Here is a 25212-nt window from a genome sequence, read left to right on the forward strand (position 1 = left end):
ACCCGAGAGGTCGGCAAACCGCAGTGATCAGGGAGGAACCGTCGTCGTGAGCAGCAGGCCATCACGAGGCGCTGCTCGCCTCGCAGCAATACTCGACGCGCTTCCCGACGCCCTGGTGCTCGTCAACTGCAACGGCACGGTCGTCAACGCCAACACCATCGCCCTGGAGCGCCTGGAGGCGCCCGGTACGGCGCTGGTGGGGCGCGGACTGCTCGATCTGCTCCCGGAGTTCGACTCGCGGCTGATCCCCGGATCGATGCGCCGTCCGGACACCATCGACGAGCAGGGCCGCACCAGGCCGACGCGGATGACGGCCCGGCGGACCGACGGTTCCGAGTTCCCCGTCGAGGTGACCAGCGCCAGCCTCGCCGAGGGGCGCGAGTCCGGCTGGGGTGCCCCCTCGCAGTTCGGCACCGGGGCGGCGGACCAGCGGTACACCGGCGACGAACTGCTGATGATCGTGGTCCGGGACCTCTCCGGGACCGTCGACACCGAGGCGGAGCTGGCCCGTTCGCAGCGGCAGACCGAGATGATCCTGCGCGCGGCGGCCGAGGGCGTCGTCGGCACCGACACCGACGGGCGCGTCGTCCTGGTCAACCCGGCGGCGGCGCAGATCCTCGGCTTCCGCGCCGGGGACCTGGGCGGCCGGGAGTTCCACACGCTGGTCCTGCACTCGCGGGCCGACGGCGAACCCTTCCCGTACGCCGAATCGCCGCTCGCCGACACGTTGCGCTCCGGGCGCAAGCACCGGGTGCGGGGGCAGGTGCTGTGGGCCAAGGACGGCTCGCCGGTGCCGGTCGACCTCACCACCGCGCCCGTGCGCGACGGGGACCAGCTGGTGGGCGCCGTCGTCACCTTCACCGACCGGCGCGCCCACGAGGCGCTCGTCGCCGAGCACGCCGAGGAGCAGGCCGCCGCCGAGAAGCGCTACGAGGAGCTGGCCGAGCGCGAACAACGGCGGTACGAGGAGCTGGAGACCTCCTCGGCCGAGAAGTACGAGACGCTCGACCGCACCTCACGCGAGCGGTACGAGGAGCTGGAACGCACCTCCACCGCGAAGTACCAGGAGCTGGAGCGCACCTCCCGCGAGCGGTACGAGACGCTGGAGCGCGAGTCCGCCGAGCGGTACGAGGCGCTGGCGGAGCGGGAGAAGGAGCGGTACGCGGCTCTCGGCGAGCGGGAGAAGGACCGCTACGAGGCGCTCGCCGCCCGCCACGACCAGCTGGTCGCGGTGCTCTCCGAGTCGCTGCGCGGTCCCCTCGACCACCTGCGGAGCGAACTGGGTTCGCTCGCCGCCGACCCGGCGGGCCAGCTCTGGCCCGAGGCCAACCAGATCCTGCACCACCTCTCCGCCGGCTACGCGCGGATGACGACCCTCGTCGACAACGTCCTCGGCTACCAGCGGCTCGACGCCGGTCAGGACAGCCTGGACCGCAAGAAGGTGCTGCTCGACGAGGTCATCGCGGCCGGTGTCGAGGGCGCCGTCGAGCTGATCGGCCCGGGCCGCGCCCAGTTCGCCGTGCACGCCCCGTCCATCGAGGCGGAGATCGACCCGCACCGCTTCGCCACGGCGCTGGCCCACCTCATCGCCGACGTGGCCGGCATCGACGCCACCGGCAACGCCCGGCAGACCCCGCAGGCCATGGCCGGCGGGTACATCGACTCCACGGTCGTCGTCGCGGCGGCCCTGCGCGGCAACGCGGTACGCATCGAGGTGCGCGGCCCGTTCGCGGGCGGCGACCCGGTGCACGAGCCGCTGGTACGCGGCATCGTCCGGGCCCACGGCGGCGTCCTGCAGACCCACGCCATGGCCGGCATGAGCGGCAGCGCCTACGTCCTGGACATCCCGCTCGGCGAGGGCGCCGGGGCGGTCCAGGCGCCGCCGCAGGCCGAACTGCCCGCCGGCGGGACAACCGCGCAGGCACCCGAGGGCGCCGGCCCGGACACCGAGTCCGACCGGCCGCACGGGCGGCGGCGCCGGCGTGCCGCACCACGCTCCTCCGTCGACTCCTTCCTGGGCACCTCCGCCGACGGCACCCCGGCCGCGCCTGAACCCGCCCCCGCGGCCGCCCCCACCGGGCGCCGTCGTGGCCGCCGGGCGGCCGACGAGACGCCGGTCGAGGCCGTACTGGCCGGGCAGGACGGCGGGGAGACCCCGGCCGCCGGCAGCGCGGTCGCCCTGCCCGCACCCACCGGCGCCGCCGAGGGCGGGACCGGGCGCAGGCGCCGGCGCGCCGCCGCGCCCCAGGACGGGAACGCCCCGACCTCCGAGGGCGCGGTGACCACCGCGGCGGAGCACGCCGCCGGCACCGCGGCCTCCGCCAGCGCCCTGGGCGGAACGGTGCCTCCGCAGGGGGTGCCCCCGGCCGGGCTCCGCGCCGCGCAGCCCGCGCTGCCGCCCGCCGGTTCGACCGGTCCGGGCGCGGCCGTCGTCATCGCCCCGGGGGTCCGCCCCGGACTCAGCGCCGCCGTGCCGCGCCCGGCCCAGGCCCCCGACGACCAGCAGGGCCGCGCCGCCCAGCGCCCCGCGCCCTCCGCCATGCCCGCGCTGCCACCGGCCGGAGCCCCCGCTCCCGCCCGGCCGACACCGCCCGGCATGCCCGACACCCCGGCGGCACCCGCCGCACCGGCCCCCGCGGTGGGCACCCCGGGCGAGACGGTCCAGGCCCTGCCCTCCGGGCAGCCGCATGCCGCGCCCGCTCCCGGCCAGGTGGCCCCCGCCCCCGTGCCCCCGCAGTTCGGGCAGCCGGCCGGCCCGACCGCCGCCTCCACCGGCACCGCGGTCCCCGCGCAGCCGGGCGTCCAGAACCCGGCCACGGCTCCCGCCCCGGCTCCGGGCCCGGCTCCCGTCCCGCCGGTCACGGCCGCCCCCGGTGTGCCGGTACCGCCCGCCCCGGCGGCCCCCGGCACCGCCGCGAGCCCCGCGACTCCGCCGCCCGCCGCCGGTGTTCCGGCCGCGCCCACCGAGGCGCAGGTCCCGGCGGCGAACCCCGCCGGCCCGCAGGCTCCGGTCCCGCCCGGCTTCCCGGCGGGTACGGCCCAGCCGGTCCAGCCCGGGCAGCCCGCGCCCCAGCCCCCCGCTGCCGGCCCGTTGACGCCGCCGTTCGCCGTCGGCCAGGCGCTCCAGGCTCCCGTGTCGGGCTCGCCGGTGCCGCCGGCGGAGCCCGCGACGGAGCAGGCGGCGCCGGCTCCCGGTGCTGCCCCCGCTCCGGACCCGACGGCCGTGCGCCCGCAGCACCCGCTCGCCCCGCCGCAGCTCCCCGCCGCGTCGCAGGGCGGCCCCGCCTCTTCCATGCCGCTCCCGCCCGCGACCGGCACGCCCACGGCCCCCGGGGCCCCGGGCACCCCGCCCGCACCCGTGGGGCAGCAGACCCCGCCCGCCGGGCTCCCGGCCCAGCAGCCCGTGGCACAGCCGGGCGTGCCCGGTCAGCAGCCTGCCGGTTCGCCGGTCCAGGTTCCGCCCGGCGCCGCCTACCCGGCCGCTCCCGTGGCTCAGCAGCCGCAGCCCGCGCAGGCGTTGCCCGGGCAGCAGGGTGCGGGGCCCCGGCGGGCTCGGCGTGCCCTCGCCGACGGGCCCGGGCAGGTGCCGGGCGAGGTGGCGGAGACCGGGCCCGGCCTGGCCCTCCCCTCGGCGGAGGACGCTCACGGGCCGGCCGGTCACCCCGCGCTCGACCACACCCCGCCGCAGGCACATCCGCTGCCGACCGCCTCGGCTCCGCTGCCGGAGGCGACGCCGGCCGGGGGGACGCCCGTCTCCCCGCCCGCCGCCGACGGCTGGGCGGTGCCCACGGCGGCGACGGGTTCCGTCCCCCTGCCCGAGGCGGCTCCCCCCGTCGAGGGGCAGGAGCCGGCCGCCGGGCCGCAGACGGGAAACGTGCCCGGACTCCAGGCAGGGCCTGAGGCGGTTTCACGTGAAACATCACCCGTCGCCCCCACGGGCGGCGAGGCGCCCGTTTCACGTGAAACATCCGACGAGGCTCCGGTCGCCCCTGTTTCACGTGAAACATCGGCTGAGGACCCGGCTGAGCCTGTTTCACGTGAAACATCCGCCGCCACCCCGGCTCCGGCACCGCAGCCGCAGCGCGTGGCCCAGCCGCTCCCGGCCGAGTCCGCCGAGCAGCAGGCCGCCTCCGCGCAGAGCCGGGCGTTCAGCGTGCGCACCCTCGGCCAGGGAGTGCCCTTCGCGGCCCCCGGCCGGCCGGCCGAGCCGCAGCGCCGTCCGCTGAACAACCCGGCCCAGCCGCCGCAGAACCCGCCGCCCCCGGCCCCGGCCACGGCCGGCCGCCGGCGGAAGCTGGGGACGCCCCCGGCGGCGGAGGAGGCCGCGACGCCTCCCGCACCGCAGCAGGCCGCTCCGCAGGCGCCGCCGCAGCAGGCAACTCCGGCGGCCAGCGCACCCGTACCGGCGCCCGCGCCCGAGGCCGACGGCTATCCCGCTCAGGGCCGGTCGTACGCGATAGGCGCGCCCGACGAGGGGGCCGAGGGGCCGGAGCCGCTGGACGGGCCCAACGGCGCCGTCGAGGTGGCCAACCAGCCGCAGCCTCAGCCGCAGGACGCCGAGCTGCCGCCCGAGCCGCTGGACAACCCCCGGCGTCTGCTCGTCTGGCCGGCACCCGACGTCTCCACCCAGCAGGCGCTCAGCGACCGTGGATACCGTCCGGTGATCGTGCACTCCCGGGAGGAGGTGGACGCGCAGATCGCCGCCTTCCCGGCCGCGCTCTTCGTCGACCCGCTGACCGGGCCGATCACCCGGACCGCTCTCCAGTCGCTGCGCCAGGCCGCGGTGGCCGCCGAGGTCCCGGTCCTGGTGACCGCGGGGCTGGGGCAGGCGACGCGGGAGGCGGCGTACGGGGCCGATCCGGCGGTGCTCCTCAAGGCGCTGGCCGCCCGCGACAGTGAGCAGCACCCCTCGCGGGTCCTGCTCATCGAGGAGCGCGAGGAGATCGCGCTGGCGCTTACGGCGGCGCTGGAGCGCCGGGGCATGCAGGTCGCCCGGGCCACCACCGACACCGACGCGGTCAACCTGGCCACCCAGATGCACCCCAACCTCGTGGTGATGGACCTGATGCAGGTCCGCCGCCGCCGGGCCGGGGTGGTGGACTGGCTGCGGGCCAACGGGCGGCTCAACCACACCCCGCTGGTCGTCTACACGGCCGCCGGTATCGACCCGTCGGAGCTGCCGCGGCTCGCCTCCGGGGAGACCGTCCTCTTCCTGGCCGAGCGGTCGACCACCGACGACGTCCAGGCCCGGATCGTCGACCTGCTGGCGAAGATAGGCACCAACTGAGCCGGGAGCCGACGTGAGAAGGGGCGGTGTCCACGGACACCGCCCCTTCTCACGTACCGGGCCGGCTACAGGGTCGTGACGTCCAGACCGCCCTCGGCGTACTGGCGGCGCAGGACCTTCTTGTCGAACTTGCCGACGCTGGTCTTCGGGACGGACTCGATGACCGTCCACCGCTCGGGCAGCTGCCACTTGGCGACGGAGGCGGCGAGGAACTCGCGCAGCTCGGTGAAGCCGGTGGTGGCGCCCTCCTTGAGGACGACCGTGGCCAGCGGGCGCTCGCCCCACTTGTCGTCGGGGACCGCGACGACGGCGGCCTCGGCGACGTCGGGGTGGGACATCAGCGCGTTCTCCAGTTCGACGCTGGAGATCCACTCACCGCCGGACTTGATCACGTCCTTGGCGCGGTCGGTGAGGGTGAGGAAGCCGTCGGGGGTGATGACGCCGACGTCTCCGGTCTTCAGCCAGCCGTCGGCGCTGAACTTGTCCTCGGGGCGGAGCGGCTCACCGTCCGCGCCCCCGTAGTAGGCGCCGGCGATCCACGGCCCGCGGACCTCCAGCTCACCGGCGGAGGTGCCGTCCCAGGGCAGGTACTCGCCGCCGGGTCCGGCCAGCCGGGCCTCGACGCCCGAGGGGAAGCGGCCCTGGGTAAGGCGGTAGGCCATCTCCTCCTCGGTGCCGACGGCGTGGGCCGGGGGCCGGGCGATGGTGCCGAGCGGCGAGGTCTCCGTCATGCCCCAGGCGTGGCAGACGCGCATGCCGAGCCGGTCGAACTCCGCCATCAGCGAGGGCGGGCAGGCCGAGCCGCCGATGGTGACCTGGGTCAGCGAGGAGACGTCGCGGGGCTTGGCGGCCAGTTCGGCGGCGAGCCCCTGCCAGATGGTGGGAACGGCGGCGGCGTGGGTGGGCCGCTCGGTCTCGATCATCTCGGCGAGCGGGCCGGGCTGGAGGAAGCGGTCGGGCATCAGCATGTTGACGCCGGTCATCAGCGTGGCGTGCGGCAGGCCCCAGGCGTTGACGTGGAACTGGGGGACCACCACGAGGCTGGTGTCCGCGTCGGTCAGCCCCATCGACTGGCTCATGTTGACCTGCATGGAGTGCAGGTAGATCGAGCGGTGGGAGTAGACGACGCCCTTGGGGTCGCCGGTGGTGCCGGAGGTGTAACACATGGCGGCGGCGGCCCGCTCGTCCAGTTCCGGCCAGTCGTAGCGCGTGGCGCGGCCGGCCAGCAGCTCCTCGTACTCGTGGACGCGGGGGGCGGCGCCCTCCAGCAGGGAGCGGTCGCCCGGGCCCGAGACGACGACGTGCTCGACGGTGGGCAGATGCGGCAGGAGCGGGGCGAGCAGCGGCAGCAGCGAGCCGTTGACGATGACGACCTTGTCGGCCGCGTGGCCGACGATCCAGGCGAGCTGCTCGGCGGGCAGCCGCAGGTTGAGCGTGTGCAGGACCGACCCCATGCACGGGATGGCGAAGTACGCCTCCACGTGCTCGGCGTTGTTCCACATCAGGGTGGCGACCCGGTCGTCCGGCAGGACACCCAGCTCGTCCTTGAGGGCGTGGGCGAGCTGCGCGGACCGCTCGCCGATCTCACGGTAGGAGCGGCGCTGCGGCTCGGCCTCTCCCGTCCATGTCGTGACCTGCGAGTTTCCGTGGATGGTCATGCCGTGCATGAGAATCCTGGTCACGGTCAGCGGTACGTCCTGCATGGTGCTCAGCACGGCGTCCTCCCGGGGGCGCTACGCGGCAGTAGGGTTTGGCCTGATTCTCAGCCCATACCGCTTGGTATGTCACTAGCCCGGGGGTCTTGAAATCAGAGCGAAGGGTGCTGTACAGGGCAGCCGAGGACGAGGGCGACGTGTCGACCGGTACCGGGTGGCTCCGGACCTCGCGGCGGCGGCCGTCAGCGGGCGGCGGTCAGCTCCGGGTCGGTGCGCAGCTTGGCGAGCGCGCGGGAGACGGCGCTCTTGACGGTCCCCACCGAGACCCCGAGGATCGCGGCCGTCTGGGCCTCGCTGAGGTCCTCGTAGTACCGCAGGACGACCATGGCGCGCTGGCGGGCGGGGAGTTTCATGATCGCGCGCCACATGGCGTCGCGCAGGCTCTGCGCCTCCGCCGGGTCGATCCCCGGGCGCACTTCGGGCTCGGGCAGTTCCTCGCAGGCGTACTCGTCGACCTTGCGCTTGCGCCACTGCGAGGTGCGCGTGTTGACCAGGGCGCGGCGCACGTACCCGTCGAGCGCGCGGTGGTCCTCGATGCGCGGCCAGGCCACGTACGTCTTGGCCAGCGCGGTCTGGAGGAGGTCCTCCGCGTCGTTCGGGTTGGGCGTCAGCGAGCGGGCGGTCCGCAGCAGCACGGGCTGGCGGGCCTCGACGTAGGAGGCGAAGGACGGGTAGCGCGCCGGGGAGGCGCCGCCCGCCGTCGACGTGCCGGTGCGGACGGACACCTGGGTCACTGTCATGGCTCCACGCTAGGAGCGCGGGCCCCGCGGCGGATCGCCCACAGGTCCCGAAGCCCCGTCCCCCTGTGGGTGTAGGACGGGGCCGCCGCGCACCTCCTGAAGGTGGAGGCCCGGCCGAGGGCCGGTCAGGGAGGTCCCGGAGGCCGAAGGCCCCCGCTTGCGGCCGCTGTTCAGCCGATACGGGCCACCGGGGCGCTGACCTGGTTGCGGTCGATCGTCAGGGTACTGCCGCCGTGCGTCTCCGTGACGTTGCCGGCGTACTGGTGGATGCGGGCGTCCGGCGCCCAGGCCTCCCGGTCGAGGACGGGCTCGCCCCAGAGGTCGGGCTGCGGCTGCCAGCGCGCGAACCAGATGGCCGCCGGCAGGTCAGTGGTCCCGGCCCGCCGCTCGCTCTCCAGGTGGCTGATGCCGGAGGAGGCGCTGGAGTAGAAGCCCGGCACGTAGCCGCTGTCGGTGACGGCGCGGTTCCAGGCGCGGACGAAGGCGAGGGTGGTCGCCGCGCAGTCGGCCTTCCGGTGGTCGTACGCCTCCATGTCGAGGTAGAGCGCGCTGCCCCGCTCCATGCCGAGGGCGGCGGCGCGGTCGACCGCGTCCGCGCCCTCCGCCGCGCCCCGCTCGACGGGGTCGCCGGTGATCCGCACGTTCTGCTTGTTGGACGCGATGACGCAGGGCGACTGCGAGCCGACGTAGATCGGCAGGAAGTTCCAGCCGATGCTGTCGCCCTCGGTCAGGTACTCCGGTGTCAGGTTCGGCTGGTTCGGGCAGGCGCGGCCGCGGCCGCCGAAGTAGACCCCGACGGCGCGGTAGTCGGAGGCGCGCCAGTTGCGCAGGACGCCCATCGAGGGGGCGTGGCAGGTGTCGAACGCCTTGCCGCGGAAGACGTTGGCGTCCGCCGGCAGCTCCTGGCGGGCCTCCGGGAACTGCCAGGAGGGCGGGAACTCCGGTACGCCCGGCACGGGCTGGGCGGCGACGGCACCGGGCTGGGGTGCCGGCCGGCCCTCGGAGGCGGGGAGGGGGCGGGGGCGCAGGGACGGTTCGGGCGCGGAGTCCGCCTCGGAGGGCCCGGGGGCCACCTCACCGAGGACCTGCTCCGGCGACGGCGGCGGGGCGGCGCTGTCGCCGTACGCGGCCGTCACCCCGGCACTCGCGGCGGACGCCACGGCCACCGCCAGTGCGACCCATCTTCTGATCATCATTCGGCGTCTCATGTGACGAGTGAAGATCCCACCGGGCGCGACGCGGTGGGGGCGCGCCCCGCGTCATCCGTACGGGGTGGCGAAACACCTCGTACGCGGGCTCCCGGGTCGCGGCCGCGCGTGGAATGTGCTGGGGCCCTTCCCCGCGCTCCCCGGCTCGTACGCCCGCTCGCCGACGGTCCGGCTCCGCGCACAGCACTGCGCGGCGGTGCGTGGTGCACCGCCGCGCAGGCCGGTCGCCCCATGGCCTTCGACCCCCGTACGGACCATGAGCCCCGGGAGGGGCCTACCAGAGCCGGCTGAAGCTCACCCAGACGCTCTTGTCGGACTGGTCGATCGAGGTGAAGGCCGAGTCGCTGACCTGGGCGGAGTTGTTCTCGTTCGAGGCGCCCGAACCGACGGCCTGCTGCTGGGTGGTGGCGGAGTTGCCGCTGTTGTCGTCGCCGACCCCGCTGCCGCTGACCGTCGCCACGGCGGCGTTCGATCCGTCGTTCGCGAACGAGCCGTTGTCGGCGACGGCGACGCCCGCGCAGAGGGCGGCGGCCAGCGGAAGAGCGGCGACGGCGGCGAGAACGCGAGCGGTGCGGATGCTTGCCATGTGTTCCTCCATAGCCCGGGCTGACCCGGTAAGTGCCTTGTCGCACCGGGCAGTTGGCCGACCGCCCGGATGCGCTGCGATTGCTGGATCAGAATTGCCCAGCCCCACGCCCAGGAACCACCCGAGACCCCCCGCTTCCCCCGCAAGTGTGAGCGGTTTCTTCTAAACCCGCCACGCGCCCCCAAAGCGACCGCACCGGCGCCCGACCGGCCACCGTCCCGCGTCCGCCCACGCGAAAGGGGCGCCTCCACCGGAGACGCCCCTTCTGCTGCTCACGCTCTTCAACCGCTGCGGAGGGTGTGGGATTTGAACCCACGGTGATGTCGCCACCACGACGGTTTTCAAGACCGTTCCCTTAGGCCGCTCGGGCAACCCTCCCCGCGCCACCGGGCCCTTCGGGGCGTGGTGGCGCGGGGACAAGAGTAACGGCTCAGTCGTCGCCCACGCGATCGCCCAGCGTGACGTCGACCGTCTCGGTCTTGCCGCCGCGCTCGTAGGTGATCTTCACCGTGTCACCGGGCTTGTGGGTCCAGATCTCGCCGATGAGGGTGGGGCCGCTGTCGATGATGGTGTCGTCGAGCTTGGTGATCACGTCGCCGGACTTGAGACCGGCCTTGGCCGCGGGCCCGTTCGGGGAGACGGCGGCGGAACCGCCGGGCCCCTCGTCGGAGATGGTGGCGCCCATGCGGTTGTCCTCCAGGGAGACCGAGGCGCCGATGACCGGGTAGACGGGCTTGCCGGTCTTGATGAGCTGCTCGGCGACGTTCTTCGCCTGGTTGATCGGGATGGCGAAGCCGAGGCCGACCGAGCCCGCCTGGCCGGAGCCGCCCATGCCGTTTCCGGCCGACTGGATGGCGCTGTTGATGCCGATGACGGCGCCGCCGGAGTCGAGGAGCGGGCCGCCGGAGTTGCCCGGGTTGATGGAGGCGTCGGTCTGCAGGGCGCTCATGTACGAGCTCTTGGAGTTGCCGCCGTCGCTGGAGGCGACCGGGCGGTTCTTGGCGCTGATGATGCCGGTGGTGACCGTGTTGGACAGGCCGAAGGGGGCGCCGATGGCGATGGTGGAGTCGCCGACCGCGACCTTGTCGCTGTTGCCGAGCGGCAGCGGGGCGGGGCCGTCACTGTTGCGCAGCTTGAGCACCGCGACGTCGTACCCCTCGGCGCGGCCGACCACCTCGGCCACGTACTTCTTGCCGTTGGAGAAGGTGGCGGAGAGCTTGCCGCCGTCGGCCGCCGAGGCGACGACGTGGTTGTTGGTGAGGATGTGGCCCTGCTTGTCGTAGACGAAGCCGGTGCCGGTGCCGCCCTCGCCGTCGCCGCCCTGGGCGTCGATGGTGACGACGCTCGGCAGCGCCTTGGCGGCGACGCCGGCCACCGAGCCGGCCTCGCGCTTGACGCTCGTCGGGGTGTCGGAGGCGGAGACGGTGGTGGAACCGGAGTTCCCGTCTCCGTCCCTCGCCGCCCAGTAGCCGATGCCGCCGCCGACGCCGCCGGCGATCAGCGCCGCCGCCAGCACCGCCGCGACCAGCCCGCCGCGCCGGCCCTTGGCGGGAGCGGGCTGCTGGTACGAGGCGCCCCAGGCGGGGCCGCCGCCGGGGGTCGCGTAGGAACCGCCACCGGCGTAGGCCGGGGTGGCGGGGGGTTCGGCGTAGGGGGAGGGGGCGCCCTGTGGTGGGGGCGGGGGCCAGTCCCCGGCCGGTGCGGACTGCTGCGGGCCGCCCCTGGCGGGGTCCACCGGGGCGGGGGGTACGGACGGGGCAGGCGGCACGGAGGGGGGTACCTGCTGGCCCTCGGTCCCGGCGCCCTCGGTCCCTGAGCCCTCGTTCTCGGTGCTCACAGCTGGTTCTCCTCGGTCCACGGCGATCGGTCACGGTCGCGGCCCGGTACGGCCCGACTGTCCAGATGTTCGCAGTCAGCTTTTCCCACCGGACGTCAGGGCACCGTAAGGCGACCCTGTGCACCCACCGCCATTCTTTTACTTCCGGCAAAACGGGCGCGCGCCGGGGAAAGTTCCCTGCCACGCTCCTCACACCCTGCCGGAGACCGGCGCCGGGTGCTTCTTTTGTGCGTCTGCCCGCCGGTGGTGACACCATGACCGGGTGATGCCCACACCCCGGGAAGCCATCAAGGTCATCGCCCACCGAGGCGCCTCCGCGGACGTGCCGGAGCACACCCTGGCGGCGTACCGCAAAGCGATCGAGGACGGCGCGGACGGCCTGGAGTGCGACGTGCGGCTGACCTCCGACGGGCATCTGGTCTGCGTCCACGACCGCCGGGTCAACCGCACCTCGAACGGCCGCGGGGCCGTCTCCGCGCTGGAGCTCGCCGATCTGGCCGGCCTCGACTTCGGCTCCTGGAAGGACACCACCCGGGTCGGCCCGGTCGGGCCCGGGGCGGGGCGCGACACCGCCGTCCCCGTGCCGCCGGTGAGCGAGCGGCCGCAGTGGGACGCGGAACGCACCTCGGTGCTGACCCTGGAACGCCTGCTGGAGCTGGTGAGCGACGCGGGGCGCCGGGTGGAGCTGGCGATCGAGACCAAGCACCCCACGCGCTGGGCCGGGCAGGTCGAGGAGCGGCTGATGGCCCTCCTCCACCGCTTCGGCCTGGCCGCCCCGGCCTCGGCCGCGGCCTCACCGGTCCGCGTGATGAGCTTCTCGGCCCGCTCGCTCCACCGCGTCCGCGCCGCCTCCCCCCACCTGCCGACGGTCCAGCTGATGCAGTTCGTCGGCGTACGCCACCGGGACGGCCGGCTGCCGCCGGGGGTGGGCATCTCCGGGCCGAGCATCCGCATCCTGCGCGGCCACCCCTCTTATGTGGAACAGGTCCACCGGGCCGGCAACCGCGTCCACGTCTGGACCGTGGACGAACCGGCCGACGTGGCCCTCTGCGCCGACCTGGGGGTGGACGCGGTGATCACCAACCGGCCGCGGGCGGTGCTGGAGCAGCTCGGCCGGGGCTGAGAACCCCCCGCCCCGCCTTGGGTCCCGCCGGGGCGCGTACGGCGTGCTTTCCGGAGAGCGTGGGGCGCCGTCCGCGCGCCGGGTGTGCGCTGCCGCCGAGCGGAACCGCTGCTCACGCGCCTGCGCAGGGGGAGGGAAAGTGTGAAAGGGGCCACCATGGCGGAAGCGGTTGTTTCGCTTCCAGGCCGGCTCAGGTGTTGCGCAAATAGGGCGATAACCGTCCACACCCACTCGCCAATCTTCTGATTTACCTCACGGGGAGTACACCGGCGCGTTCTTTGGGTGGCTGCGCCCGCTGAATGCGTCACCGGGAGCGGATTGGCCGGTTTCCGGTCGGATGCAATGGGGCATTCACCCTCTGGCGTGGGGCAAAGGAGGTCCGGGGGTGGCGTTGGTGGTGGCACAAGAAGTGCCCACGTCGTCGAGCATGGCTGTTCCTCACGGCCCTGCGGGCGTGGGAAAGGCGCGACGCCGTATGCGCGAGCAGCTGCGGCTGAGCGGAGTATCGGATTCAGCCATAGACGACGCCGTACTGATCCTGTCCGAACTGCTGAGCAACGCCTGCCGGCACGGCCGTCCGCTGGACGACGCGCCCATCGGCGACGGCGACGTCCGGGCCGCCTGGCGGGTCGACGACCGCGGCCGGCTGACGGTGGAGGTCACGGACGGCGGCGGCCCGACCCGCCCGGTCCCGTCCACCCCGTCGGTGACGGCCAAGGGCGGCCGCGGGCTCAACATCATCACGGCCCTCTCCGAGGAGTGGGGCACCCGGGACGGCGCCTGCGGCGAACTCACCGTCTGGGCCCTCCTCTCCGCGAGCCACCGGCGCGAGGACTTCGCGGAGCGGATCACCGCCCCGCCGGTCTCCGCCCTGGCCGGGCTCGACTTCAGCGAGGCCCTGGGCGCCCTCGACGACCTGACCTGAGCCCACTCCCGGAACTCCCCGCGGGCGTGGGCCCGTACGACCGCCGAGCGGTGGCGCGCACGCGGGGGTGACGGCCCCAAGGACGCCGCCTTCGCCCGGCGGGGAACGGTTAGGCTCGCGCCGTACCAGACGAGCCGTACCCGGGAGAGATCCGATGGCCAAGAAGCGTCCGCAGAAGCCGGGCAAGAAGGCACAGCTCGCCGACGGGGAGATCCCGGTCGTCGGCGCCCGTGAACCCTGCCCCTGTGGTTCGGGCCGCCGCTACAAGGCGTGTCACGGGCGGGCCGCCTCGCACGCCGTGACCGAGCTGGTGCAGCGCCCCTTCGAGGGGCTGGCCGGTGAGGGCGACTGGGTGGCGCTGCGCGAACTGGTGCCCGCGGCCACCGTCGAGCTGACGCTCAAGGACGGCCTGCCCGAGGGCGTTCCCTCGGTGACCCTCGCCACCGTGCTGCCGCTGGCCTGGCCCGCGCTGCGCCGCGAGGACGGCTCCGTCCTGCTCGGCCTGCAGAACGACACCCCCTCCGGCGACCTCAGCCGCGACCTGGCCGACACCCTGCTGCGCGCCCTGGAGGCCAAGCCCGGTACGCCCGTCGAGGCGCGGCGCCTGCCCGCCCAGTCCGCCTCCCCCGCCGAACGGCCCCGGCTCCAGGAACTGCTGGACCCCGAGGCGCCGTTCGCGCCGCAGGTGCACAGCGGGTTCGAGTTCTGGGTGCCGGAGGCCGAGGCCGGGCAGACCTCGCCGGAGGTCACCGCCTCCCTGGAGCGGGCCAACGAGGCCGCCATCCCGACGGCCCGGCTGACCGGCGTCGAGTGGGCGTACTGGTGCCGGACGCCGGAGAAGAACCACCTGCGCTGGGTCATGCCGCACAGCGAGGAGCGGCTGCTCGACGCGCTGGCGCGGCTGCACGCGGCGGGCACCTCCTCGCTCGGCGAAGGGACGCGGCTCGTCGGGTCGTTCCGGGCGCACGGGCTGACGGTGCCGGTGTGGGACCTGCCCACCTCGATGGAGGCCGAGGACGTGGAGAAGCCGGCGGCGGAGTTCGCCGAGCGGCTCGCCGCCGCGCTCGCCGAGGAAGCACCGCTCACCGCCGAGGAGCGCCGGGCCCGCGGCGGCCTGACCAACCGGCAGGTCACGCTCAACTGAACCCGGCCCGCCGGTCGTACCGGACTCCCGGAGTCCGGCGGCCGGGCGGGCGGTGACTCCGGTCACATCCGCCCGTCTCCACGGGGGAATCCCCTCGCGGGACAGGCCGATCGAATTTGCTAACCGGCGATCTCTTGTTACGGTTCAAGTAGCCCGGTTGCTGGTGCATCCCCCGTCGCCAGCAACCGGGCCCTTCCATGTCCGGAGCTCTTCCGGACGGGCCGGGCCCCTGGCCGCGCCGGTGCGCGACGCCTCAGCGGCCACGTTCGCCCCCGCACACGGACACCCCGCACGCCACGGTCAGTTGGCGTACGCCCCCGGCGCTCGCGCGCTCCGGCCGCCCCGCACAGGGGCCGCTCGCGCCTGGTCCGGGGGCGGTCGGGTCCTACAGGTCGGTGGCGTTGACGCCGGTCTCGTTGAGCGTGTCGACGAGGGCGTCGAGTACGGCGCCGATCTCCGGCAGGGCCGGACCGCCGGGGGCCTCGGCCGGCCGGCGCTCCCAGCGGACCCGGCCGGCGTCCTTGGCCGACGGGGGCAGGAGCAGATAACCGCCCTCCCCGTGGAAGCGCAGCGAGCCGGGGACGTGGTCCTTGGCGTACAGCAGTTCGCCGAGGCGCGGCAGGGAGTACGGGGCGACCAGCAGCGCCCAGCGGTCCCGCGTCGCGAGGACGGGGCCGGTGGCGACGCCCGCCCGGTCGAGGGCGGCGAGGGCGCGGGCGGCGGCCACGGCGGGGAGGCTGACCGCGCTGGCGCCGCGCCCGGTGGCGAGGAGGACGGGGGCGGCCGGACGCTCGCCCCACCACCAGCGCACCATCCGCTCGTCGGTGGTGGCCGCGAGGAGTCCGGGGTCGGCCGGGTGGTCGCCGGGCAGGGCGCACTCCGGGTCCGGGCAGCCGCAGCCGGTCGGGCTCACGGGGTCGGGCCGGGCACCGGGCACGACCGGCCAGTGCCGGTGGACCGCCGCCACCGCCACACCGGTCAGGTCGGGCTGGTCGGTCGGGTGGGTCAGGTCGGGACAGGCCGCCGGGGCGCTCCCGCGGGTGCGCCGGGACCGGAGCTTGCGTCGCCTTCCGAGGATCTCGCGCATGAGCGCTCGTTCCTTTCCGTTGAACGCCGAGGGTCATCACACTGGACGTGCGTCACTTCACCGTGCGTACAAACTGGCGCATCACATCCCCGGCCTGCGGCAGGGGGCGCCCCGTGGGGCCGTGCGTGGAACCAGGCGGAGGACGGCGACGCCTGGCACTTACCGGATCCGCGCTTGCCGGACCGGGGACTCCTGTCGCCTCCGCCGCGGGAGGATGGGGCGCGGTCGCTGTCGACTGGGACGCCCGGGGCGGCTGCCAGGTTCCCTCAAGGTCCCTGCCTGCCCCCGGTCCACACCCTCTCGGTGTTCGTACCCGGCACGGCCGTTGTGACGCGTCCTCCCGAAGCATTCGCCCGGGGGCCGTCTGCGCTCCCTCGGCCGAACGAGGTCAGTCGACCGCAATATGCGCTTCCCGCTGACACTTTCGAGCCAAGTTCGCCTTTTTGGGCCAGGTTCCTCCGGGCTCGCGCCACCCGCAGGAACCTGGGGAATCCCCGCAGGACAATGCTGGACATCTCGTCTTCATTGCGTGTAGATGTGGACCATTGTCGGCGGCGCGGAATCACCTGGGGGTTTGCGATGCTTTTGAGCAATACGCACCGGCCGGAAAACCGTAGAACATGACAGCGCCCCACTCTCCCAATGTGGCCGGAATCGATTCTGCTGTTCCCGCCCCCGCGCAGACTGTCGCACCCTCTCCGCAGCCTCCGGCGGCGCCCGCCCCACCCCCCTCGACGGCCGTCCAGGACCGCCTCGCCGGCTGGGTCTCCGACCTCACCACGCTGCACGAACTCACCGAGCGGCTGATCGCCACCGCCACCGTCGACGCCGCCCTGCGGGAGTTGCTCCACGCCGGAGCCTCGCTCGTCGGCGCCCGCCGCGGCCTCGCCGCCCTGGAGCCGGGCGGCCCCGGCGGGCCCCGCGCCGCCTTCACCGGGCTCGGCCTCGGCCGTGCCGACCTCGGCCACATCGAGACCGTGCCGCGCGCCGCCTCCTGCCACGGACGGCTCCTCGACGAGCCGCCCGGCGGACGCCGCGAGATCTGCCACCCCGACCTCGCCACCGACCACACCGCCGACCCCCGCCACCGCGAGGTCGCCGCCCGGCTCGGCTGGGCGGCGAGCTACGCGGCGGCGCTGGAGACCGGGAGTGAGGGACGGTTCGGCGCGGTGGTCTGGCTCTACGACGAGCCGGCCGAGCCCGACGAGCGCCGCCGCCACCTCACCGGGCTCTACCTCCGCCAGGCCGGGGAGCACCTGGCCCGGCTGCTCACCCTGGACGCGGCCCGCGCCACCCTCGCCACCCTCCGCGAGGAACTGCTGCCCAGCCGCCTCCCCCGGGTGCCCGGGGTACGGCTCGCGGCCCGCCACCGGACCGGGCCGCGCGGGGGCGGCGACTGGTACGACGCGCTGCCGCTTCCCGAGGGCGCCCTCGGCCTCGCCATCGGCTCCGTGACCGGGTCCGGCCCGAGCGCGGTCGCCGCCATGGGCCGGCTGCGCGCCTCGCTGCGGGCGTACGCGGTGATGGAGGGCGAGGACCCGGTCGCCGTCCTCTCCGACCTGGAGCTGCTGCTGCGGCTCACGGAGCCGGCCCGCTCGGCGACGGCGCTCTTCGGGTACTGCGAGCCGGCCGAGGGCCCCGGCCCGGAGCGCAGGCGGCGGCTCGTCCTGGCCGGGGCCGGGCACTGCCCGCCGGTGGTCGTCAGCGAGCGCGGCGCCGAGTTCGTGGAGACCTCGCTCTCCGCGCCGCTGGGCATGCTCGCCTGCTGGGAGGCGCCCAGTGTGGAGCTGCGGCCCCGGCCCGGCGACACCGTCCTCCTCTACAGCGACGGGCTGCTGCGGCGGACCGGCGACGCGATGGACCGGGCCTTCGCCCGGCTGCACTCGGCCGCCGCCTCGGTCCCCCGGGGCCGGCGGGAGGACCCGGGGGCCGTCGCCGACCACATCCTCACCACCCTGCTCCCCGAGGGGCTCGACGACGAGGAGAGCGAGGAGGACGTGGTCCTGCTCGCCGTCCGCTTCGACTGACGCGCGGCACCAGGCCCCGCGCCCCCGGGTGACGGGACCAACAGCCGCACGCCCCTTCGGCACCGCCTGGAACGGACATACGATGGAGGAACATCCCATGTCACACCCAGGAGGAATGCCGTGGCCGAGGAACTCTCGGAGACCCCGAAGGACGTCGATGAGGCCGTGGCGGACGCCGGCGAGCAGCCGATCAAGCAGCGGAAGAACGGGCTCTACCCCGCCCTCTCCGACGAGCTCGCGGAGAACATGACGCAGGGCTGGGCCGACACCGAGCTGCACGACCTGCAGCCCATCGAGCAGGCCGCCGAGACCGCGGGCCGCCGCGCCGCCCTCTCCGCCCGCTTCCCCGGTGAGCGCCTGGTCGTCCCGGCAGGCAACCTCAAGACCCGCTCCAACGACACCGAGTACGCCTTCCGCTCCTCGGTCGAGTACGCGTACCTCACCGGTGACCAGACCGAGGACGGCGTCCTCGTCCTGGAGCCGACCGAGGCCGGCCACGAGGCCACGATCTACCTGCTGCCCCGCTCCAACCGGGAGAACGGCGAGTTCTGGCTCGACGGGCAGGGCGAGCTGTGGGTGGGCCGCCGCCACTCGCTGACCGAGGCCGAGCAGCTGCTCGGGCTCCCCGCCAAGGACGTGCGCGAGCTGGCCGGTGCGCTGGCCGAGGCCACCGGCCCCGTCCGCGTGGTCCGGGGCTACGACGCCGGCATCGAGGCCGCCCTCACCGACAAGGTCACCGCCGAGCGGGACGAGGAGCTGAAGGTCTTCCTCTCCGAGGCCCGGCTGGTCAAGGACGCCTTCGAGGTCCGCGAGCTCCAGAAGGCGGTGGACTCCACCGTCCGCGGCTTCGAGGACGTCGTCCGCGTCCTCGACAAGGCCGAGGCCACCTCCGAGCGGTACATCGAGGGCACCTTCTTCCTCCGCGCCCGCGTCGAGGGCAACGACATCGGCTACGGCTCGATCTGCGCCGCCGGCCCGCACGCCACCACCCTGCACTGGGTCCGCAACAACGGCCAGGTCCGCTCCGGCGACCTGCTCCTGCTCGACGCCGGCGTGGAGACGCACACCCTCTACACCGCCGACGTCACCCGCACCCTGCCCATCAACGGCACGTACTCCCCGCTCCAGCGGAAGATCTACGACGCCGTGTACGAGGCCCAGGAGGCGGGCATCGCCGCCGTGCGGCCCGGCGCCAAGTACCGGGACTTCCACGAGGCCTCGCAGCGGGTGCTGGCCACCCGGCTCGTCGAGTGGGGCATCCTCGAAGGCCCGGTCGACCGGGTGCTGGAGCTGGGCCTGCAGCGCCGCTTCACCCTCCACGGCACCGGCCACATGCTCGGCATGGACGTCCACGACTGCGCGGTCGCGCGGACCGAGACCTACGTCCAGGGCACCCTGGAGCCCGGCATGTGCCTCACCGTCGAGCCCGGCCTGTACTTCCAGGCGGACGACCTGACGGTGCCGGAGGAGTACCGCGGCATCGGCGTCCGGATCGAGGACGACATCCTGGTCACCGAGGACGGCAACCGGAACCTCTCCGCCGCCCTGCCGCGCACCTCCGACGAGGTCGAGCGCTGGATGGCCGAGCTGAAGGGCTGACGCCCACCTCCCCTTCCGAAGGGGCCACACCCTGCGAGGGGCGTTGTTTCACGTGAAACAACGCCCCTCGTGGTGTTTCACGTGAAACGTCCGTCGGGGTCATGTTTCACGTGAAACATGGCGTGGCTCCAGCGGTGCGGAGCTTGTTCGTGTTTCACGTGAAACATCGCCCACCGTCCGGACCTGTCAGACGGCGACCAGCGGGGCATCCTTGCGCCACTTCAGGATCTTGTCGAAGGAGACCACGGCTCCCGCCCGGCCCGGCTTGTTGCCGAAGTGGGCGTGGTCCGAGAGCTGCTCGATGAGGTCCAGGCCGCGGCCGCTCTCGTCCTGCGGAGCGGTCATCGGCACGCTGCGGGCGGGCCGGGCGGGGAATCCGGGGCCGGAGTCGGCCACCTCGATCCGACATCGCTCACCGTCGAGATAGGCGGTGACCCGGTAGGCGCTCTCCGGCGCGGGCGACCCCGCTCCTCCGTGTTCCACCGCGTTGGCGCACGCTTCACTCAGGGCGACGGACAGGTCGTAGGAGATGTCGGGATCGACACCTGCGGTGTCCATCGACCCGATGAGCAGGCGACGGGCGAGCGGCACACTGGCGGCATCGCGCCGCAAATGGAGTGACCACATGATGCTCATGCTCCAGCCTCCTGACTGCGGCTCGACATACCGATACGTATTGCCCGGCCGTCCGCGAGGTAAGCCCCCCGGCTGCCGGCGCCTGCCCGGACCGCACCCGGGTCCCCTCGCGTCGGGGGGTAAATACGCATACGCCCGCACCGCTGGGCCGAGAAGCTGAGGTACCCGGACTTTGCGGACCTGCCGTACCGCCGAGGGGGCGCCGGTGCGATGATGAGCCGGTCATGGCTGCCCCCCACGCGTACGCGCAGGCCGGAACAGGTCTCCGGCTCCTGAGGGCCGCGGTGTTCACCGCGGTCTGCGTCGTGGTGTCCGCGGCCGGGCACGTCTTCGCCTCCTGCCTGGCCCTGCCGGGCTGGACCCTGGCCGCCGCCTTCCTCGGGGTCTTCCTCGTGACGGTGGCACTCGCCGGACGGGAACGCTCCCTGCCGGGCATCGTCCTCACGCTGGCCGCCGGACAGATCGGCCTGCACGCGCTGTTCGGCCTCGCCCAGCAGGGCGCCGCCCGGGCCGCCTCCGAGGCGACCCTGGTGGCCCGCGCCGGGGAACTGACCTGCGGGCACAGCGGGGCCATCTCCCCGCACCAGGCGGAGCAGATCCTGACCACGGCGGGGCTCGACCCGCACAGCGGCTCCATGCACCAGCACACGGGGCTCGCCGGGCTGCTCCCCTCGTTGCCGATGCTCCTCGGCCACCTGCTGGCCGCCCTCGTCGCGGGCTGGCTGCTGCGCCGGGGCGACCTCGCCCTCTTCCGGCTGGTGCGGCTCTCCGCACTCGGCCGCGACGAACTCCGCGTCCACGGGGCGCCGGTGCGCGCGCTGCGGACCGCCCTGCGGCTGGTCCGCGCGCTCCGTGCGGGCCTCGGGGCGGACGGCTCGCCGTGGGCCCGCCATCTCGCTCCGCCCGAGCCGCCCCGGCTCCGGACGGCCGAACTCCAGCACTCGGTGAGCAGGCGGGGTCCCCCCGCCGCCGAGGTGTACGTACTCGCAGTCTGACGCGGCACTCCGCAACGCCCGCGCGCACGCCCCCTGGTGTGCCCCGGACGGGACGGCAGGGGTGCCGCGAGGTCCGCGCGCACGCGCGCCGGACACGTACCGCCTCATCCGTTCACCACTGCCGAAAGTGGAGTTCCTTCATGTCTGTCGACAACGTGACCGCCGTCGCCCCTGCCTCCTCGCGCCGCCCCTGGGCCGTGCGCGGCTCCGTCCTCGCGGTCGCCGCGGCCGCCGGGGTCGTCCTGCTCGCCGGTCCCGCCTCCGCCCACGTGAGTGTGCAGCCGCAGGGCGAGGCCGCCCAGGGTGGCTACGCGACGGTCAACTTCAAGGTCCCCAACGAGCGGGACGACGCCTCCACCGTGAAGCTGGAGATCAACTTCCCGGCCGACCACCCGCTGACCTCGGTCATGCCGCAGCCGGTCCCCGGCTGGGACGTGAAGGTGACCAAGGAGAAGCTGGACAAGCCGCTGGAGAGCCACGGCAACAAGATCACCGAGGCCGTCTCCAAGGTCACCTGGACCGCGGAGAAGGACGGCGTCGCGCCCGGCACCTTCCAGCAGTTCCCGGTCTCCCTCGGGGCGCTGCCCGACGACGCCGACCAGCTCGTCTTCAAGGCCATCCAGACGTACGACAGCAAGGAGGTCGTGCGCTGGATCGAGGAGCCGAAGGAAGGCGAGGAGCCGGAGTCCCCGGCGCCGGTGCTGGCCCTGACGGCCGCCTCCGGTGACGGCCACGGCGCCGCCTCGGACGACAAGTCCGCCAAGCCCGCCGCCTCCGGCCACGGTGACGACGCCGAGAAGGCGTCGTCCGAGCAGGCCGCCGAGGACTCCAGCGACTCCACCGCCCGCATCCTCGCGGTCGTCGGCATCCTCATCGGCCTCGCGGGCGTCGCCTTCGGCGTCCTCTCCGGCCGTCGGCGTACCACCAGCTGAACCCTGCGGTGTGCACCGGGATCATGACCGTGGAACGGTCACCCGGTGCACACCGCACCCGATCCCTGGGACATCACCATGCGCAAGAAGACCCTGCTCGCCGCCGCCCTGCTCTCGGCGTCCGCGCTCACCCTGACCGCCTGCGGCGGCTCGGCGGAAAGCGACAAGCCGGTCGCGTCGGTCTCCTCCGACGTCGCCACCGAGAAGGCGGCCACCGTTCTCGACCAGCCGTTCAAGAAGCCGGACCTCGTCCTCACCGACACCCAGGGGAAGAAGTTCGACCTGCGCGAACGGACCGCGGGCAAGCCCACCCTCATCTACTTCGGCTACACCAACTGCCCGGACGTCTGCCCGCTGACGATGAGCAACATCGCCATCGCCAAGAAGGCGCTCCCCAAGGCCGACCAGGAAAAGCTCCAGGTGGTCTTCGTCTCCACCGACCCGGAGCACGACACCCCCGAGGTGCTCGGCTCCTGGCTGAAGGGGCAGGACCCCGACTTCATCGGCCTCACCGGCGACTTCGCCACCATCCAGGGCGGCGCCCGCACGATCGGCATCTCCATCGACGAGCCGACCAAGGACAAGAACGGCAAGCGGGTCTCGATGCACGGCAAGCAGGTGATCGCCTTCTCCCCGAAGGACGACGCCGGGTACGTGATGTACGGCGACGACGCCACCGCCGACGACTACCAGAAGGACCTGCCGAAGCTCCTGACCGGGGCCAAGCCGTGAGGCGCCGGCTGCTCGGCGCCGCGCTCGCCCTGGTCGCGGCGGCCTCGCTGGCGGGCTGCTCGGACGGCGGGGCCGAGGCGTCGGGCGCCCCCGAACTGTCGGTGGACGGCGCCTTCATGCCGCAGCCGGTCAACGCCGACATGGCGGCCGGCTTCTTCAAGGTCACCAACAAGGGTTCCGCCGCCGACCAGCTCACCTCGGTGACCAGCCCGTCGGCCGCGCGGGTCACGCTGCACTCCACCAAGGACGGGACCATGCGCGAGCAGGACGCGTTCGAGGTCCCCGCCGACGGCACCCTCGACTTCAGCCGCGGCGGCAACCACCTGATGTTCGAGGAGCTCACCGGGCGGCCCGCGGTCGGCGACACCGTCGAGGTCACCCTGCACTTCAGCGAGTCGGGCGAGATCGAGGTCTCCCTCCCGGTGAAGGAGGCCACCTACAACCCGGCCAAGGCGTCGGGGCCCGGGCACGGCACGGCGCATCCGGCACAGGGCCGGACTGCTCAGGAGCACCACGGCACAGTGAGGAGCTGACCGCTGATGACCTGCACGGAAACCGGCCTCCGCAGAGGTGGCGCGGCGCCACGGAGCGCGGTGGCCGCACGGCTGCTGCCCGTCCTGCTCGCCGTGCTCCTTGCCGGGCTCGCGGTACTGGCCGGGGCCGGGAGCGCCGGCGCGCACGCGGCGCTGACCGGGAGCGATCCGCAGCAGGACTCGGTGGTCGAGCAGGCGCCGAAGGAGGTCGCGCTCACCTTCTCCGAGCAGATCGCCGTCGACGAGGACGCCATCCGCGTCCTGGACCCGGCGGGCAACCGCGTCGACACCGAGGAGACCCCCCGGTCGCTCGGCTCGGGCGGCGCGCAGTACGCGGTGAAGCTGCGCGCCGGGCTGCCCGACGGCACCTTCACCGTCGCGTACCAGGTCGTCTCGGCCGACAGTCACCCGGTGGCCGGCGCCTTCACCTTCTCCATCGGCGCCCCCTCCGAGACCAGCGCGGCCGTCCCCGACCAGACGACGGGCGGCGGGGCCGTCGGCGCCCTCTACGGCATCGCCCGCTACCTCTCGTACGCCGGGTTCACGCTGCTGGTGGGCGGGGCCGCCTTCGTGCTGGCCTGCTGGCCGCGCGGGGCCGGGGTGCGGCCGATGCAGCGGCTGGTGGCGTTCAGCTGGGTCGGGCTGACGGCGGCGACCCTCGCGATGCTGCTGCTGCGCGGTCCCTACGCGGGCTCCGGCAAGCTCGGGGACGTCTTCGACCTGGAGGTGCTGGGGGGTGTCCTGGAGACCAAGACCGGGGCGGCGCTGGTCTCCCGGTTGCTGCTGCTGGCCGCCGCCGCGCTCTTCGTCGCCGTCCTCTTCGGCGCGTACGCGCGGCGCGAGGACCCGAAGGAGCGGCGTGACCTGACCTTCGGTCTGACGATCGGCGGGACCGTGGTCGCGGTGGGGCTCGCGGCGACCTGGGCGATGTCCGAGCACGCGTCGACCGGGCTGCAGGCGGGCATCGCGATGCCGGTGGACGTGCTGCACCTGCTCGCGGTCGCGGCGTGGCTCGGCGGGCTGACGGCGCTGCTGGTCGCGCTGTACCGGGGCCCGGCCGTGGAGCGGGCCGCCGTGCGGCGGTTCTCGCGGGTGGCCTTCGGCTCCGTGGTGGTGCTGGCGCTGACCGGCCTCTACCAGTCGTGGCGCCAGGTCGGCTCCTGGTCGGCGCTGACCGGGACCTCGTACGGGCAGTTGCTGCTGGTCAAGGTCGGGCTGGTCGCCCTGCTGGTCGCGGTGGCGGGGCTGTCGCGCCGGTGGACGGGGCGGCTCGGGGAGGCGTCCGGGGATTCGGGCGCCCTGGGGTCCGAGGGCGAAGGCGTTTCCGCCCCCGGTCCGGTGGAGCCGGCCACCGGCTCCGCGCCGGACTCCGGTGACGGCGAGCGGGCGGAGGTCGTCGCCGCGACGGGCGAAGCGTCGGAGCGTGCCGAAGCCGAGGGGCGGCCCGCCGCCGGGCGGGGCGCGGAGGCCGAGGCGGGTGCGCCCGGGGCGGAGTCCGCCGCGACGGCGCGGGTGCCGGCCCAGGCCGACCCGGCGCGGGAGGCCCAGTTGCGGCGGCAGCGGGAGGCGGCGTCGGCCGCCACCCGGAAGAAGCGGCGGGACGGCGATCCGGAGCGGTCGGGGCTGCGTCGCTCCGTGCTGCTGGAGGCCGGGATCGCGGTGGTCGTGCTGGCGGTCACCACGGTGCTGACGACGACGGAGCCGGGGCGTACCGAGGAGGAGGCGGCGGCCGGTACCTCGGCCTCCGCCGCCCAGCAGCAGGGGCCGGTCTCGCTCAGCGTGCCGTTCGACACGGGCGGCAAGGACGGCAAGGGCACCGTGCTCCTCGACGTCGACCCGGGGCGGAGCGGCGACAACGCGCTGCACGTCTACGTCCAGGACCCGGGCGAGGAGCCGCTGGACGTCCCGGAGCTGAAGGTGGCGCTGACCCTGGAGGCCCAGGAACTCGGCCCGCTCACTGCTCCGCTGGAGCGCATCTCCGAAGGACACTGGAGTGCCACCGGGGTGCAGATCCCGCTGGCGGGGAGCTGGACGGTCGCGGTCACCGTCCGGACCTCCGACATCGATCAGGTGACCGTGAGCAAGAACGCAAGGATCGGCTGAACC

The 25212-nt window shown here is 74.1% G+C and carries 18 protein-coding genes and 1 tRNA gene; 11 read left to right on the forward strand and 8 right to left on the reverse strand.

Going from position 1 to position 25212, the window contains the following annotated elements; all coding sequences use genetic code 11:
• Positions 1-46: 46 nt before the first annotated feature.
• Positions 47-5287: a hybrid sensor histidine kinase/response regulator gene (locus tag IF45_RS32930; RefSeq protein WP_107048045.1), complete on the forward strand. Its 5241-nt coding sequence runs from the start codon at positions 47-49 to the stop codon at positions 5285-5287.
• A gap of 65 nt (positions 5288-5352) precedes the next feature.
• On the opposite strand, the gene IF45_RS0112710 is transcribed toward IF45_RS32930, so the two are convergent.
• From IF45_RS0112710 to IF45_RS0112735, 6 genes are all read right to left on the reverse strand, one after another.
• The gene (locus IF45_RS0112710) at positions 5353-7002 is read right to left on the reverse strand and encodes a long-chain fatty acid--CoA ligase (RefSeq protein WP_030307449.1); all 1650 of its coding nucleotides are present in this window, start codon (positions 7000-7002) and stop codon (positions 5353-5355) included.
• 182 nt (positions 7003-7184) lie between these two features.
• Positions 7185-7742 (reverse strand): SigE family RNA polymerase sigma factor, encoded by a 558-nt coding sequence (locus IF45_RS0112715; RefSeq protein WP_030307451.1) that lies wholly within the window; start codon positions 7740-7742, stop codon positions 7185-7187.
• A gap of 170 nt (positions 7743-7912) precedes the next feature.
• Positions 7913-8938, reverse strand: coding sequence for a DUF1906 domain-containing protein (locus IF45_RS0112720; RefSeq protein WP_030307454.1), 1026 nt, complete (start codon positions 8936-8938; stop codon positions 7913-7915).
• A gap of 286 nt (positions 8939-9224) precedes the next feature.
• Positions 9225-9536, reverse strand: a complete 312-nt coding sequence (locus tag IF45_RS0112725) for a hypothetical protein (RefSeq protein ID WP_015507515.1) — start codon at positions 9534-9536, stop codon at positions 9225-9227.
• Positions 9537-9827: 291 nt separating this feature from the next.
• A tRNA-Ser gene (locus IF45_RS0112730) sits at positions 9828-9914 on the reverse strand.
• A gap of 52 nt (positions 9915-9966) precedes the next feature.
• A complete protein-coding gene (locus IF45_RS0112735; protein WP_008414403.1) occupies positions 9967-11373 on the reverse strand; it encodes a S1C family serine protease in 1407 nt (468 codons plus the stop codon).
• 265 nt (positions 11374-11638) lie between these two features.
• On the opposite strand from IF45_RS0112735, the gene IF45_RS0112740 reads away from it, so the two are divergent.
• The 3 genes from IF45_RS0112740 to IF45_RS0112750 all read left to right on the forward strand — a co-directional run bounded on the left by IF45_RS0112740 (position 11639) and on the right by IF45_RS0112750 (position 14565).
• Entirely contained in the window at positions 11639-12496 is an 858-nt protein-coding gene (locus tag IF45_RS0112740) for a glycerophosphodiester phosphodiesterase (RefSeq protein ID WP_018470287.1), read from the forward strand.
• A 475-nt stretch (positions 12497-12971) separates the two neighbouring features.
• On the forward strand, positions 12972-13421 hold the full coding sequence (locus tag IF45_RS0112745) for an ATP-binding protein (protein WP_008414406.1): 450 nt from the start codon (positions 12972-12974) through the stop codon (positions 13419-13421).
• A gap of 154 nt (positions 13422-13575) precedes the next feature.
• Entirely contained in the window at positions 13576-14565 is a 990-nt protein-coding gene (locus IF45_RS0112750; protein ID WP_003949469.1) for a DUF5926 family protein, read from the forward strand.
• 385 nt (positions 14566-14950) lie between these two features.
• Here the strand turns inward: IF45_RS0112750 and IF45_RS0112755 are convergent, their stop codons facing one another.
• Positions 14951-15652, reverse strand: a complete 702-nt coding sequence (locus tag IF45_RS0112755) for a bifunctional DNA primase/polymerase (RefSeq protein WP_030307457.1) — start codon at positions 15650-15652, stop codon at positions 14951-14953.
• A gap of 620 nt (positions 15653-16272) precedes the next feature.
• On the opposite strand from IF45_RS0112755, the gene IF45_RS0112760 reads away from it, so the two are divergent.
• Both IF45_RS0112760 and IF45_RS0112765 read left to right on the forward strand, forming a co-directional pair.
• Positions 16273-17679, forward strand: coding sequence for a PP2C family protein-serine/threonine phosphatase (locus IF45_RS0112760; protein WP_030307459.1), 1407 nt, complete (start codon positions 16273-16275; stop codon positions 17677-17679).
• A 120-nt stretch (positions 17680-17799) separates the two neighbouring features.
• Positions 17800-19278: an aminopeptidase P family protein gene (locus IF45_RS0112765; RefSeq protein ID WP_010644300.1), complete on the forward strand. Its 1479-nt coding sequence runs from the start codon at positions 17800-17802 to the stop codon at positions 19276-19278.
• A 186-nt stretch (positions 19279-19464) separates the two neighbouring features.
• On the opposite strand, the gene IF45_RS0112770 is transcribed toward IF45_RS0112765, so the two are convergent.
• Positions 19465-19914, reverse strand: a complete 450-nt coding sequence (locus IF45_RS0112770; RefSeq protein ID WP_008414415.1) for an ATP-binding protein — start codon at positions 19912-19914, stop codon at positions 19465-19467.
• A 224-nt stretch (positions 19915-20138) separates the two neighbouring features.
• On the opposite strand from IF45_RS0112770, the gene IF45_RS0112775 reads away from it, so the two are divergent.
• The 5 genes from IF45_RS0112775 (at position 20139) to IF45_RS0112795 (ending at position 25209) form a co-directional block, all read left to right on the forward strand.
• On the forward strand, positions 20139-20909 hold the full coding sequence (locus IF45_RS0112775; RefSeq protein ID WP_008414416.1) for a hypothetical protein: 771 nt from the start codon (positions 20139-20141) through the stop codon (positions 20907-20909).
• 140 nt (positions 20910-21049) lie between these two features.
• Positions 21050-21841: a YcnI family copper-binding membrane protein gene (locus IF45_RS0112780; RefSeq protein WP_008414419.1), complete on the forward strand. Its 792-nt coding sequence runs from the start codon at positions 21050-21052 to the stop codon at positions 21839-21841.
• A gap of 78 nt (positions 21842-21919) precedes the next feature.
• Positions 21920-22573, forward strand: coding sequence for an SCO family protein (locus IF45_RS0112785; RefSeq protein ID WP_030307461.1), 654 nt, complete (start codon positions 21920-21922; stop codon positions 22571-22573).
• Positions 22570-23106, forward strand: coding sequence for a copper chaperone PCu(A)C (locus IF45_RS0112790; protein WP_030307463.1), 537 nt, complete (start codon positions 22570-22572; stop codon positions 23104-23106). The genes IF45_RS0112785 and IF45_RS0112790 overlap by 4 nt, the downstream gene beginning before the upstream one ends.
• Positions 23107-23166: 60 nt before the next feature.
• Entirely contained in the window at positions 23167-25209 is a 2043-nt protein-coding gene (locus tag IF45_RS0112795; protein WP_030307465.1) for a copper resistance CopC/CopD family protein, read from the forward strand.
• Positions 25210-25212: the final 3 nt, after the last annotated feature.

It is taken from the genome of Streptomyces albidoflavus (assembly GCF_000719955.1).
Lineage (GTDB): Bacteria > Actinomycetota > Actinomycetes > Streptomycetales > Streptomycetaceae > Streptomyces > Streptomyces albidoflavus.

What these genes read in the sequence shown, in the direction of transcription:
- IF45_RS0112715 (WP_030307451.1), bottom strand. Translation starts at nt 7,742, where the DNA reads ATGACAGTGACCCAGGTGTCCGTCCGCACCGGCACGTCGACGGCGGGC.
- IF45_RS0112720 (WP_030307454.1), bottom strand. Translation starts at nt 8,938, where the DNA reads ATGATGATCAGAAGATGGGTCGCACTGGCGGTGGCCGTGGCGTCCGCC.
- IF45_RS0112725 (WP_015507515.1), bottom strand. Translation starts at nt 9,536, where the DNA reads ATGGCAAGCATCCGCACCGCTCGCGTTCTCGCCGCCGTCGCCGCTCTT.
- IF45_RS0112740 (WP_018470287.1), top strand. Translation starts at nt 11,639, where the DNA reads ATGCCCACACCCCGGGAAGCCATCAAGGTCATCGCCCACCGAGGCGCC.
- IF45_RS0112745 (WP_008414406.1), top strand. Translation starts at nt 12,972, where the DNA reads ATGCGCGAGCAGCTGCGGCTGAGCGGAGTATCGGATTCAGCCATAGAC.
- IF45_RS0112750 (WP_003949469.1), top strand. Translation starts at nt 13,576, where the DNA reads ATGGCCAAGAAGCGTCCGCAGAAGCCGGGCAAGAAGGCACAGCTCGCC.
- IF45_RS0112755 (WP_030307457.1), bottom strand. Translation starts at nt 15,652, where the DNA reads ATGCGCGAGATCCTCGGAAGGCGACGCAAGCTCCGGTCCCGGCGCACC.
- IF45_RS0112760 (WP_030307459.1), top strand. Translation starts at nt 16,273, where the DNA reads ATGACAGCGCCCCACTCTCCCAATGTGGCCGGAATCGATTCTGCTGTT.
- IF45_RS0112770 (WP_008414415.1), bottom strand. Translation starts at nt 19,914, where the DNA reads ATGAGCATCATGTGGTCACTCCATTTGCGGCGCGATGCCGCCAGTGTG.
- IF45_RS0112775 (WP_008414416.1), top strand. Translation starts at nt 20,139, where the DNA reads ATGGCTGCCCCCCACGCGTACGCGCAGGCCGGAACAGGTCTCCGGCTC.
- IF45_RS0112780 (WP_008414419.1), top strand. Translation starts at nt 21,050, where the DNA reads ATGTCTGTCGACAACGTGACCGCCGTCGCCCCTGCCTCCTCGCGCCGC.
- IF45_RS0112785 (WP_030307461.1), top strand. Translation starts at nt 21,920, where the DNA reads ATGCGCAAGAAGACCCTGCTCGCCGCCGCCCTGCTCTCGGCGTCCGCG.